The organism is Polynucleobacter sp. AP-RePozz3-80-G7, from assembly GCF_018882145.1.
In the GTDB taxonomy this organism is placed as follows: Bacteria; Pseudomonadota; Gammaproteobacteria; order Burkholderiales; family Burkholderiaceae; genus Polynucleobacter.
The window spans coordinates 141,699-154,802 of the sequence record NZ_JACVPC010000001.1 but is presented as its reverse complement, the minus strand read 5'-3'; the positions used below and the strand labels follow the sequence as shown (position 1 = coordinate 154,802).

Here is a 13,104-nt window from a genome sequence, read left to right as displayed (position 1 = left end):
ATGGGCGATATTCGTAAAGTGGTCTTCGAAGAAAATAAGCTAGAGAAAAAACTCTGTCGCTTGGTAGGTCAGGCCATTGGCGACTTTGGCATGATTGAAGAGGGCGACAAAGTGATGGTGTGTGTATCGGGTGGCAAAGATAGCTATGCCATGCTCGATATCCTGATGAAGTTGCGAGAGCGCGCACCGATCAATTTTGAAATTATTGCAGTGAACTTAGATCAGAAGCAGCCTAATTTCCCCGCTGAAATCTTGCCCAATTATTTGAAGAGTTTAGGTGTTCAGTATCACATTGAAGAACAAGATACTTACAGCATTGTGAAGCGCGTTATTCCAGAGGGTAAAACCACTTGTGGATTGTGCTCACGCTTGCGTCGTGGCATTTTGTATCGTGTGGCGGATGAGTTGGGCGCAACGAAGATTGCTTTAGGTCATCATCGTGATGACATTCTAGAAACTTTGATGCTCAATATGTTTTATGCGGGCAAGCTAAAAGGGATGCCGCCCAAGTTGCGCTCAGATGATGGCAAACATATAGTGATTCGCCCCTTGGCATATGTCCCCGAGAAACTGCTTGAACGTTATGCGGCAGACATGAACTTCCCGATTATTCCGTGTGATTTATGTGGAAGTCAGCCTAATTTGCAGCGTCAGGTCATGAAAGAAATGCTGCGCGATTGGGAAAAAAAGCATCCAGGACGGGTAGAGAACTTATTTCGCTCTATGCATCACATTGTCCCCTCCCATTTGATGGATGGCGAAGCTTTTGATTTCAAAAATCTGGAGATTTCCACGGAGTTAGCGGGTATTGCTGCTAGATCTTCTGGCGACAGGGCAATTGATGAGGCCGAATTGGATGAATTAGCCTGTGGAACCATGATTCAGGGGACTTATAATCCCCCTTTATGAATATCGTCATTTTGGCTGCTGGGCAAGGAAAGCGGATGAAATCCGCGCTGCCCAAGGTCCTGCAAATTCTCGCAGGCAAGCCCCTGCTCCAACACGTTCTCAATACCGCGCTTTCACTACAAGACAAGAAGTCTAAATCTGGCCCCGTTGTAGTGATTGGTCATGGCGCAGCAGATGTAAAAACATTCTTGCTAAACACAAGCAAGGAAGACCCAAGCTTTGACAAAGTAAGCACTGCGCTGCAAGCTGAACAAAAAGGAACGGGTCATGCGCTATTGCAAGCCTTGCCTAAATTAGATGTTCAAGAGCCCACTTTAGTTTTATATGGCGATGTTCCCCTCACTACAAAAAAGACACTAGCCAAATTAGCGAAGTTAGCTGATGGTGTTCGCGGTCAAGACAGTGCACTCGCGCTCCTAACTCAAAACCTTGCCAATCCAACTGGATACGGCCGGATTGTTCGTGATGCAGATGGTTCTGTGAAAGAGATCATCGAAGAGAAGGATGCGACGCCTGCACAAAAATCGATTCAAGAAATTAATACCGGCATCATGGTATTGCCAACGAACTCATTAAAGAGGTGGCTCAAGTCTTTACGCGCCAGCAATGCACAGGGCGAGTACTACTTGACTGACGTGATTGCCATGGCTGTTAAAGATGGCGTGCCGATTCGCACAACGCAAGCTGATGATGAGTTTGAAACGATTGGCGTCAATAGTCGTGATCAACTCGCCGCATTAGAGCGTGTGCATCAACTCAATATTGCCCATCAATTAATGGATGCTGGCGTATCGCTTGCTGACCCTGCACGTATTGAGGTGCGCGGTACCTTAGAGTGCGGCACTGATGTATCAATTGACGTGGGGTGCGTATTTGAAGGTTGTGTCACTCTAGATGCTGGTACGAAGGTGGGACCATATTGCGTTATTCGCAATAGCGTGATCGGCAAAGGCGTAGCTATTCATGCATATAGCCATGTGGACGGCGCAAGAGTCGGCAATCAATCATTGATTGGCCCCTATGCTCGTTTGCGTCCTGGCGCAGATTTATCAAATGATGTGCATATTGGTAATTTTGTGGAAGTGAAGAACAGCAAAATTGCAGCCAATAGCAAGGCTAATCATTTAGCTTATGTTGGTGACTCCATTGTTGGTTCACGAGTCAATATTGGTGCTGGCACCATTACTTGTAACTACGATGGCGTTAACAAACACCAGACCATTATTGAAGATGATGTCTTCATTGGCTCTGATACTCAGTTGGTTGCACCAGTGCGTGTTGGCCGTGGTGCAACATTGGGCGCAGGAACAACCTTGACTAAAGATGCGCCTGCCAATCAGCTTACAGTATCCAGAGCAAAACAAATTTCCTTACAGTGGCAACGCCCTGTAAAGCAAGAAAAGAAACCAGTGAAAAAAGTTGCCATCAAGAAAGCAACCCCTAAAAAATCAGCAGTAAAGACGGCTGTGGATAAGCCCGTCAAGAAGACGGTTAAAAAAACTGCAAAGGGTAAAAAATAATGTGCGGTATTGTTGGCGCGGCCTCCCATAAAAATATTGTTGATGTTTTGGTTGAGGGTTTACGTCGCCTAGAGTACCGTGGTTATGACTCTTGTGGTTTTGCGGTCATTAATGGCGAGGATGCCAAGCACCCCATCGAAAGAGCTCGAACTACCGCACGTGTTTCTGAATTAGGTGAGCAAGGTAAAGATTTTTTCGGCACCCTGGGTATTGCACACACACGTTGGGCTACCCATGGCAAGCCAGATACCCAAAATGCACACCCACATACTTCAAACGACTTAATTGCTGTCGTACATAACGGCATTATTGAGAACTATGAAGTTCTGCGTTCAGATTTAAAAGCTGCTGGATATGTGTTTACCTCTGAAACAGATACCGAAGTTATCGCCCATTTAATTCACCAGCAATATGTTGCTAGTGGCCAAAAGGATATTGCGGCATCAGTAAGAGCAGTGCTTCCTCAGTTGCATGGTGCATACGCTATTGGTGTGATCGCACAAGATAATCCAAGCACTTTAGTAGGCGCTCGCGTTGGATCCCCTCTAGTGGTTGCTATTGGCGACCATGAGCACTTCTTAGCCTCTGATGCTTTGGCTTTAGCAGGACGTGCTCATTCCATGATGTATCTGGAAGAGGGTGATGTCGCCGTGCTTAAGGCAGATTCCGTTGAGGTAATTGATCAAGCTGGTAAGGTCGCCCAAAGAGAGCTGAAGCCTATGCCTGCTCAAGCTGACTCAGTTGATCTTGGCCCTTATCAGCATTACATGCAAAAAGAAATCTTTGAGCAGCCTAGAGCAATTGGCGACACGCTTGCCAATATCGCTGACTTTGGTCCTGGGCTATTTGAAGCAAAGCCAGAAGATTGGAAAGCTTTTGAGCAGATTTTAATATTGGCATGTGGCACAAGTTATTACTCCGCATGTGTTGCTAAATATTGGCTAGAAGATATAGCTGGTATTCCAACACAAGTAGAAATTGCTAGTGAGTATCGCTATCGCACAACCGTACCTAATCCAAAAACACTCATTGTGGTGGTTTCACAATCTGGTGAGACAGCAGATACCTTGGCAGCATTGCGTCATGCCAAGAGTTTGGGTCACCGCTTTACATTGGCTATTTGTAACGTTGCCAGTAGCGCCATGGTCCGTGAAACCGATTGGCATTTCTTGACCAAGGCTGGTGCTGAAATTGGAGTGGCCTCAACAAAGGCATTTACTACGCAGCTTTTAGCGCTTTATCTCTTAGCAGTTTCGATTGCTAAACGCGATGGCAGAATATCTCCTGAGAAAGAAAAGGAGTTACTCCGTGAGTTGCGCCACTTACCGAAAGCACTTCATGCAGTACTGGCGCTTGAGCCACAAATCATTGCCTGGAGCGATGCTTTTTCTAAGTGTGAAAATGCGTTATTCCTTGGGCGTGGAATGCACTACCCAATTGCGCTTGAAGGTGCATTAAAGCTCAAAGAAATTTCTTATATTCATGCTGAGGCATATCCAGCAGGTGAGTTAAAGCATGGGCCGCTTGCTCTAGTTACAGACAAGATGCCGGTTGTTACTGTTGCACCTAATGACGTCTTATTGGAGAAGCTCAAATCCAATATGCAAGAAGTCAAAGCGCGTGGTGGCATGCTCTATGTATTCGCCGATCAAGATACTGAGATTGTTAATGGCGATGGCATTCATGTCATTCGATTGCCAGAGCACTACGGCAATCTCTCGCCTATCCTTCATGTAGTGCCACTACAGCTATTGGCTTATCACACAGCCTGCGTACGCGGCACTGATGTTGATAAACCCAGAAACCTTGCAAAGAGTGTTACGGTCGAATAATTTTCGATTGTTTGACATTCATCTAAAGTTGTGAACAAAATTCAGTAGATAAATCAGGGCTTTACGAAGCTCTGATTGCATTTCTGTGGTCAAATAACCCTTGTAAAAGAGGATATTTGTTGTAACTTATGTTTCTGTCGATACCCCATCTTTCAGGTTTGAAATTGCTTCCGCTAATTTGTGCGCTAGCTCTCTCTGCATGCGCGGTCGGTCCAGACTTTAAGCAACCCGAGGCGCCCAACACATCTTCCTATACTGAAACCCCTCTAGCTAAGAAGCTCGCTACTGCGCCTGGTGTGCCAGGTGGTACAGATCAAGAGTTTGTTGAAGGTGCAGATATAGGGGCGCAATGGTGGGAGCTTTATAAATCTCCTGAGCTTGATGCGCTGATTAAAAGAGCGCTTGAGCAAAATCCAAATTTAGGTGCAGCAGACGCAGCATTGCGTGCTGCGCAAGAAAATGTCAACGCACAGATTGGCGGCCAATACTTTCCAGCGATTGGTGTTGGTGCAAATGCCATAAGACAGAAACAACCTTCAGCCGTATATGGCATGAACTACGGTTCTGATACTTATAACCTCTACAACGCCACAGTTAATGTGACTTACAAGTTAGATGTGTTTGGCGGAGCTCGGAGAGCGGTTGAAGGTGCGCGCGCGCAAGCAGAAGTTGCACAGTTTCAATTAGAGGGCGCTTATCTTTCGTTAACGGCTAACGTAGTAACAAGCGCCGTTAAAGAGGCTGCGCTTCGTGCACAAATGCAGGCCACAGAAGAAATTCTGAAGGCTCAAACGAATCTTGCTGAAGTCACTGAAAAGCAGTTAATCATTGGTACGGTTTCTAGAGTAGACGTCACTTCACAGCGTACCTTGGTATCGAACTCTCAAGTGGATCTCTTTAACTACGAAAGAAATCTCGCATTTGCACGCAATCAATTGGCAGTATTAGTGGGAGAGATTCCGAGCAACGCCAATATTGCAAAGTTTGATTTGGCTAATTTGCATTTGCCAGAGAAGCTGCCTCTATCGGTCCCATCTAGCTTAGTGCGTCAGCGCCCTGATGTGCGGGCAGCCGAAGCCCAGTTAAAAGCGCAGAATGCTTTCGTGGGTGTTGCAACTGCCAATTTATTGCCGCAATTTAATATCACGGGATCTATTGGTGCGGCCGCGCTGACATCTAGTGGGCTGTTTGGGCCGAACTCTGCCTTATGGAGTTTGGGTGGCGGCATCTTGCAGCCTTTATTTCAGGGTGGTGCTTTGCTGGCGCAACGTCGTGGCGCGATTGCGAACTACGAGCTAGCAGCATTTCAATATCAAGCAACCGTCTTAAATGCATTCCAAGAAGTAGCCAATGCATTACGCGCACTAGAGACTGGTGCACAGGCACTCAAGGCAGCTTCAGATGCAGAGCGTTATGCCTACGAAACTCTGGACTTAGTGCAGCAACAGTACAAACTCGGTACAGCCAGTTATTTAGCAGTGCTCTATTACCAAAATCAGTATCAGCAAGCAAAAGTGAAATCTGTTGCAGCACAAGCAACTCGCTTCTCAGATACGGCAGCTTTATTTGCAGCATTAGGTGGCGGCTGGTGGAATCGTGAAGGCCCTGCTTTTAAACCAAAAGACATAGCGAACAAAGATCAAAATGAAACTTCTGGAACAAATTAAGAACAAGCTCGTTGCTTTGGTTCTTGCCTTGTGGGCATGGATGCAACGTAAAGCAATTGAATGGAAATTACGTGAGAGAGCAATTGCTCTGTGGGAAAAGACCAGGGCCTTTTGGGCGAGCATGGGTCAAAAATGGCGCGGTACCAAGGCTCATGAAAAGCTCATGGCAATGGAGCCCTTGCAACGTCGTATGACCATCATGCTTTGCGGTGTATTTTTATTATTGGGCCTGATCTTCGCTTTCAATCAGCTGAAGACTTTCATGATTAAGCATTTCATTGCGGGCATGGGATTGCCTCCTGCAACGGTATCCACCCTGGTGATTACAAATGCAGAATGGCAGCCTAAATTAACCAGCGTAGGTAATGTCCGTGCATTTAGGGGTGTTGAGCTCAGCACTGAGATTGGCGGCTTAGTGCAGACTGTACCCATTAAGTCAGGTCAAGACGTTAAAGAGGGGGAACTCCTCATTAAATTAAACGATGCATCTGATGTAGCTCAGCTGAATTCTTTAAAAGCAATGGCTGATCTAGCTAAAGTCATTAATGAGCGAGATAGACAGCAGTTAGCAATTCAGGCAATTAGTAAGAACGTATTTGATACGAGCGCTGCTGATTCCAAATCAAAACAAGCGCAGGTTGAGCAACAAACTGCTTTAGTAGCCAAGAAAAACCTCAAAGCGCCATTTAGTGGTCGTGTAGGTATTGTTTCTATCAATCCAGGGCAGTATGTAAACCCTGGCGATAAGTTACTAACGCTACAAACCTTGGATCCTATTTTTGTAGATTTCAACTTACCGCAAAACAATGCCGAACTCATTCAGGTTGGCCAAGAGGTTGAGGTGACTACCGATGCATTTAAGGATGCAAGCTTCACAGGCAAGATTACTGCTGTTAGTCCAAAGGTCGATACCAATACACGCAATATTCAAGTGGAGGCGCAACTCGCTAATCCGGATAAGAAAATTTTGCCGGGCATGTTTGCTAATGTGAATATCAAGCTAGGTGATCAAGTGAAATACCTGACCCTGCCTCAGACAGCAGTTACTTATAACCCATATGGCTCGACCATCTTTATTGCTAAACCTACCGGCAAGAAAGATAAGCAAGGCAATCCAGCCCTTGAGGCACAACAGGTATTTGTAACGACTGGATTAACTCGTGGTGATCAAGTGGCTATTTTGAAGGGTGTTGATGAGGGCGCAACGGTGGTTACTAGTGGCCAACTCAAACTCAAGAATGGCACGCCGTTGATTATTAACAACAAAGTGCAGCCAGCTAACTCACCCGATCCAAAGCCGCAGGAATAAATAGCAGATGAATTGGACTGACATATTCATCCGTAGGCCAGTGCTCTCCATGGTGGTGAGCGCTCTTGTATTGATTTTTGGTTTGAAGGCAATTGGCTCTTTACCTGTAAATCAATATCCGCAAACGCAAAATGCGATTGTGACCATCACTACGGCCTACTATGGTGCCGATCCTGAAACGATTGCAGGCTTTATTACTCAGCCTCTTGAGGCATCTATAGCTCAGGCGCAAGGGATTGATTACTTATCTTCTGCCAGCGTGAGTGGAGTCTCCACCATTACTGCAACGCTCAAACTGAACTATGACTCAAACGCGGCATTAACGCAGATACAGACTCAAATTAGTGCGGTAAAGAATCAGTTGCCACCACAGGCGCAACAACCTATTTTGACAGTGCAGGTAGGGCAATCTACTGCCGCAATGTACATGGGTTTCTATAGCGATGACATCCCCAACAATGCTATCACCGACTATCTACTGCGAGTTGTAAAGCCAAAGCTGGATTCTGTTGAAGGGGTTCAGAATGCAGAGATCACTGGCGGACGTAAATTCGCCTTACGCGCCTGGTTGGATCGAGAGAAGATGGCCGGTCTTGGTGTGGGCGCCGATGATGTGTATAACGCCATGTCAGCCAACAACTATTTATCAGCAGTTGGAAGCACTAAAGGCGAGATGGTCTCGGTTGACTTGGTTGCCGGTACCGACTTACATACTCTGGATGAGTTTCGCAAGTTAGTCATTAAAAAAGATGGCGTGAATATTGTGTATTTAGACCAGGTGGCTAATGTCACCATGGGGTCTGAGGACTACAACACGAACGTTGCCTTTAGCGGTAAGAGGTCAGTGTTTATTGCTATTAAGGTTGCGCCGCAGGCCAACCTGTTAGACGTGGCACAAAGGGTCCGCGATGTCGTACCAGATATTCAGAAGCAATTACCCATTGGCATGACAGGCAAGATTGTTTACGACTCTACTAAATTTATTACCAGCTCTATTGATGAGGTAGTGTCCACCTTAATAGAGGCCTTGGTGATTGTGACTGTGGTGATCTACCTCTTCTTGGGTAGTGCTCGTGCGGTTGCTGTTCCAGTGATTGCAATGCCTTTATCGCTCATTGGTACTTTCTTCCTCATGCAAGTGCTGGGCTACTCGATTAATTTGCTTACCCTATTGGCTTTAGTGTTGGCAATTGGATTAGTGGTGGACGACGCCATCATCGTGGTGGAAAACGTTGACCGCCACATGAAAGAAGGTAAGTCACCGCTAGAGGCATCTTTAATTGCTGCCCGCGAATTAGGCGGACCTATTTTAGCAATGACAGTGGTACTGATTGCGGTGTATATCCCGATTGGCTTTCAGGGTGGCTTGACGGGTGCGCTATTTACTGAGTTTGCCTTTACTTTGGCTAGTGCCGTAGCTGTTTCAGGATTAATTGCCTTAACACTCTCGCCCATGATGTGTTCTCGCATCTTCACAGAGGAGCAAGAGGCGTCACCTTTTGTGCAGAAGATTGATCGCATATTTGAGAAGGTGCATCACAGCTATCAAACTACTTTACGTGATTTGCTCAGCACTTGGCAGGTCATTATCGTGATGGGAGTCATCTTGCTGGGGGGCGTAGCTTATTTATATTCAACTGCGCGTGCTGAATTAGCGCCAACCGAAGACCAGGGCATTGTTTTGATGCAAGCATCAGGACCCCCTAATAGTACGGTGACGCAAATGCAGACTTATGCAGATCAAATTTACGCAATTGCAGCTGCAGAACCAGAATATGAACAGGCTTTCCAGATCACGAGCCCAACTTCGAGCTTTGGTGGTATCTTGCTGAAAGACTGGGGTGAGCGCAGTCGTAACGCAACCAAGTTCCAAGAAGATATGCAGCAAAAGTGGAACTCTATTGCAGGCGCGCGCGTTGCTGCGTTCCAGTTTCCAGCCTTACCTGGCGCTCAAGGCTTGCCTGTACAGGTTGTTATTAATACAACGGAGTCTTATGCAGCGTTAAATGAAGTCTCACAAGCAGTACTTGATAAAGCGCGCCGCAGTGGCAATTTCTTCTTCGTAGATTCTGACCTCAAGATTGATAAGCCACAAGATGTTTTAGAGATTGATCGAGAAAAAGTTGCTGCCCTAGGCATGACTCAGCAACAAGTCGGTTCAGCCTTATCTGCTGCTTTAGGAGGTGGATATGTGAATTACTTCTCGGTGGCCGGACGCTCTTATCGTGTGATTCCACAAGTAAAGCAAGTGGATCGTCTCAATCCAGATCAAATATTGGATTACTACATACGTACACCAAGTGGCGCGATGGTTCAAGCGCGCACTATCGCAACGATTAAACAAAGGGTGGTGCCGCAGTCTATTAATCACTTCCAGCAATTAAATTCAGCAACGATCTCAGGTGTAAGCACACCATTTATTTCGCAAGCAGATTTATTGGAGTACATGCGTCAGACTCTGAAAGAGGTTGCGCCTAATGGTTACACCATGGACTACGCAGGCCCGTCACGCCAATTTATGGCTGAATCTGGCGGCTTCTTAGTTACCATGTTCTTTGCGATTCTGATTGTGTTCTTGGTGCTTGCAGCACAGTTTGAAAGTTTCCGCGATCCCATTGTAATTTTGGTTTCTGTGCCGCTAGCCTTATTTGGCGCCTTGATATTTATTAATTTGGGGTTCACGACCTTAAACGTCTATACCCAAGTTGGCCTAGTCACACTCATGGGCTTGATTAGTAAGCACGGTATTTTGATCGTGGAGTTTGCGAATGAACTTCAGGAAGCAGGGCGCAGTAAGCTCGATGCCATCGTTGAAGCAAGTAGCGTTCGTTTGCGCCCGATTTTGATGACAACTGCAGCAATGGTTTTAGGCGTATTGCCTTTGGTGATTGCTTCTGGCGCGGGTGCCGCAGGACGCAAATCTATGGGCATTGTGATTTTCACTGGCCTATCAATTGGTACGCTGTTCACACTCTTTGTAGTGCCGGCAATGTACTTATTTATTGGTGCCGATCACCACGCCAAGAAATTTAAGCAGCAGTAAAAATGAAAGACAGAAAAACTATTTAACGATATTGAGTTCTTTTTCAACAATATCGTTAAAGTAGGTTTCTATTTCTAGCCGCTGCAACCAGGCATCGATATTCTTAAGAGGCGCACGCTCGCCAGTTTGCTGCGGGAAGGCTTGATTCAGAAGAATCCAACGGCTGACACAAAGGGCTAAAACAATATCTCCAGGCTGAAATTGATTGCCCGCGCAATAGCTTTGCTTAGACAATGTTTGATCTAGCAATCCAAGCAGCCGATTAGTTTCTTGATATCCCTTGAGAATCGATTCGTATTGACGTTCTACCTCGGGTGTTCTAGTAAGACCCAGAAATGCTATGCGCAGCGCTGGCCACATCGTACCCAATTGCCAATCCATCCATTTCTCAGATTCGTACTGAGTTCTGATATCGGTAGTAAAGCGCCCAGCCCGATCATGTTGACGAGCCAAGTAACGCATGATGGTATTGGATTCCCAAAGCACTACCTCCCCATCTTCCAGTGTAGGTACTAAGCCATTTGGGTTGAGATTTAAGAACTCTGGAGTGTTATTGATCCCGAATTGCAGGCCGGCATCAATTCGCTCAAAGTCTTTGCCTTCTTTTAATCCAAGCTCAGCAAGGCACCACAATACTTTTTGAACGTTAATAGAACTTTTGCGACCCCATAAACGCATCATGGCATTTCCTTACAAAGATGAAGTGGTATTAGCTGGTTTTGGTTTCTGTGAAATCGAGACCTAAAAATTGGCTGCGCGCAAAAATGAGCGGCTCTCGTTCAGGATGATTTTTTAAGTTAATTACTTTGGCAACAATGATGTTGTGATCGCCGCCTATATGAACACATACAGTTTCACATTCATAGTAAGCAACGCAATGATCTATTTGCGTTAGTCCACTAGCTGCTGGCTTGTGATCAATTCCCTTGAATTGATCTGTCTTCACGGTAGCGAAATGCATTGCCAGATTCTCTTGCGAGCGCTCTAGCACATGAATCAGATGTTTCTTGCCAAGCTCAACCCAAGGCATTAGACGTGAATGCTTCTTGAGACTCCAAAGAATGAGTGGTGGCTCGAGTGAGACAGTGTTGAAGGAGCTAATCGTAATGCCGTGAGAATTGTTTTCCTCATCCAGGCAGGTGATAACAGTGACCCCAGTTGCAAATGATGCGAAACCTTTGCGTAGCTCTTGTGAAGTAAATGGGGTCATTAATCTTTACTTATTTAGCTTCAGCTTTTGCTGTAGCGGTCAGTGTTGTGCCGGGAATGGGATTTAAAACTTCATTCTCTTCAGCTTTTACGCACTTGAAGCGATATTCTTTGCCTGCCTTGGACAGAAAGCTGGCGCCTTCATAAAAATCATCTTTACAGGTCTTAGTGGCGAAATCCATGACATCCTGCGGTGCAGCGCTAGAGGTGATCAGACGCATATTGCCCATGGACATATTAATTTGGGTGGAATAGCAGCCAGACAGCACCAAGCCAGAAATCGTAGTTAATAGTAGAATTTTTTTCATGGAAACCTCCATAATCAGCAATGCTCGTTAGGATAAACCTATTAAGCAATTGCTGCGGGGAAATACCTCGCTCTAAAAGGAAGAGACATGTTTAAAGCAATATTGGTAAATAAGGATGACCAAGGGTATCGCGCAGAATTAGCCCAGGTCGATGAGGCTAACCTCCCAGAGGGAGATGTTCGCGTAAAGGTCCTGTATTCCACCCTCAATTACAAGGATGGCCTGGCTATCACGGGCAAAGGTCCGGTGGTTCGCAGCTTCCCAATAGTGCCGGGCATCGATTTTGCCGGTGAAGTGATGGAGAGCACCAACCCCGACTTCAAGACTGGCGACATGGTGCTTCTCAACGGCTGGGGAGTTGGGGAAGGGCATTGGGGTGGCTTAGGTCAGCAGGCTCGTGTGAAGGCCGATTGGTTGATTCCGCTGCCCAAGGGGTTTACTGCTAAACAAGCATTAGCCATTGGCACTGCAGGTTATACCGCCATGCTCTGCGTCATGGCGCTACAAAAGCATGGGCTTAAGCCAAGCGATGGTGAGGTTTTGGTCACTGGTGCTGCAGGCGGTGTTGGCAGTTTTGCCATCACGCTTCTCAGCAAGCTAGGTTTTACTGTTGTCGCGAGTACAGGCCGTATGGCCGAAGCAGATTACCTGAAGAAATTGGGTGCAACTGAAGTGATTGATCGCGCCATCTTATCTGCTCCTGGCAAGCCATTGGCAAAAGAGCGTTGGGCTGCAGTAGTTGATAGTGTGGGCAGTCATACCCTGGCTAATGCGTGTGCGCAGACCAAGAGCGATGGCGCAGTAGCTGCTTGTGGCTTGGCTCAGGGCATGGATTTTCCTTCAAGTGTCGCACCATTTATTTTACGCGGCGTGACTTTGTACGGCATTAATAGTGTGACTGTGCCACGTGCAAAACGCATTGCTGCCTATGAGCAGTTGAGTAAGTTAGTGGATCTGAAAACCTTAGATGAAATCTCTCATGAGATTACGCTTGAGGAGTCAATAAAATACGCGCAAGAATTAATGGCAGGAAATGTACGCGGGCGCTTGATTGTCGACGTCAATAAATAAAAAAGAAATAACAAGCAACTAAAGATTAGCTTTACTGTGGTGCTTGGGGTTTGCGACTAGGTAGTTGTGACCAAACCTCAAGCTTCTCAGGATTAGTCAGCTCGGACCAATCAGCAATTTCGGTCAGGGTGCGATAGCAGCCGCGACAGTAACCATTTTCAGGGTTAATGTCACACCAATTAATGCAAGGCGATGGAACTGTTGTCAAAGCAAACCTAGAAGTAAAAAATCAATCA

General features: G+C 46.2%; 11 protein-coding genes. 7 read left to right on the top strand and 4 right to left on the bottom strand.

Annotated features, from left to right (window positions below):
- The 6 genes from ttcA to ICE90_RS00795 all read left to right on the top strand — a co-directional run bounded on the left by ttcA (position 1) and on the right by ICE90_RS00795 (position 10,280).
- Positions 1–909, top strand: a complete 909-nt coding sequence (ttcA, locus tag ICE90_RS00820; RefSeq protein ID WP_215321141.1) for a tRNA 2-thiocytidine(32) synthetase TtcA — start codon at positions 1–3, stop codon at positions 907–909.
- Complete coding sequence (gene glmU / locus ICE90_RS00815) at positions 906–2,429, top strand: bifunctional UDP-N-acetylglucosamine diphosphorylase/glucosamine-1-phosphate N-acetyltransferase GlmU (RefSeq protein WP_216190625.1); 1,524 nt, start codon at positions 906–908, stop codon at positions 2,427–2,429. The genes ttcA and glmU overlap by 4 nt, the downstream gene beginning before the upstream one ends.
- Positions 2,429–4,261, top strand: coding sequence for a glutamine--fructose-6-phosphate transaminase (isomerizing) (gene glmS / locus ICE90_RS00810; protein ID WP_216190624.1), 1,833 nt, complete (start codon positions 2,429–2,431; stop codon positions 4,259–4,261). The genes glmU and glmS overlap by 1 nt, the downstream gene beginning before the upstream one ends.
- A gap of 128 nt (positions 4,262–4,389) precedes the next feature.
- Positions 4,390–5,928, top strand: coding sequence for an efflux transporter outer membrane subunit (locus ICE90_RS00805; RefSeq protein ID WP_215321138.1), 1,539 nt, complete (start codon positions 4,390–4,392; stop codon positions 5,926–5,928).
- A 169-nt stretch (positions 5,929–6,097) separates the two neighbouring features.
- On the top strand, positions 6,098–7,237 hold the full coding sequence (locus ICE90_RS00800; RefSeq protein WP_216155565.1) for an efflux RND transporter periplasmic adaptor subunit: 1,140 nt from the start codon (positions 6,098–6,100) through the stop codon (positions 7,235–7,237).
- A 7-nt stretch (positions 7,238–7,244) separates the two neighbouring features.
- Entirely contained in the window at positions 7,245–10,280 is a 3,036-nt protein-coding gene (locus ICE90_RS00795; protein ID WP_215321137.1) for an efflux RND transporter permease subunit, read from the top strand.
- 18 nt (positions 10,281–10,298) lie between these two features.
- On the opposite strand, the gene ICE90_RS00790 is transcribed toward ICE90_RS00795, so the two are convergent.
- The 3 genes from ICE90_RS00790 to ICE90_RS00780 are packed head-to-tail and all read right to left on the bottom strand — an operon-like array spanning position 10,299 to position 11,797.
- Positions 10,299–10,961 carry a glutathione S-transferase family protein gene (locus ICE90_RS00790; protein ID WP_216190623.1) on the bottom strand — a complete coding sequence of 221 codons (663 nt, stop codon included), beginning with the start codon at positions 10,959–10,961 and terminating at the stop codon, positions 10,299–10,301.
- Positions 10,962–10,989: 28 nt separating this feature from the next.
- The gene (locus ICE90_RS00785) at positions 10,990–11,490 is read right to left on the bottom strand and encodes a flavin reductase family protein (RefSeq protein WP_216190622.1); all 501 of its coding nucleotides are present in this window, start codon (positions 11,488–11,490) and stop codon (positions 10,990–10,992) included.
- 10 nt (positions 11,491–11,500) lie between these two features.
- Complete coding sequence (locus ICE90_RS00780) at positions 11,501–11,797, bottom strand: hypothetical protein (RefSeq protein ID WP_216190621.1); 297 nt, start codon at positions 11,795–11,797, stop codon at positions 11,501–11,503.
- A gap of 87 nt (positions 11,798–11,884) precedes the next feature.
- On the opposite strand from ICE90_RS00780, the gene ICE90_RS00775 reads away from it, so the two are divergent.
- Positions 11,885–12,868, top strand: a complete 984-nt coding sequence (locus ICE90_RS00775; protein WP_216190620.1) for an MDR family oxidoreductase — start codon at positions 11,885–11,887, stop codon at positions 12,866–12,868.
- Between the two features lie 31 nt (positions 12,869–12,899).
- Here the strand turns inward: ICE90_RS00775 and ICE90_RS00770 are convergent, their stop codons facing one another.
- The gene (locus ICE90_RS00770; protein WP_216190619.1) at positions 12,900–13,076 is read right to left on the bottom strand and encodes a DUF1289 domain-containing protein; all 177 of its coding nucleotides are present in this window, start codon (positions 13,074–13,076) and stop codon (positions 12,900–12,902) included.
- Positions 13,077–13,104: the final 28 nt, after the last annotated feature.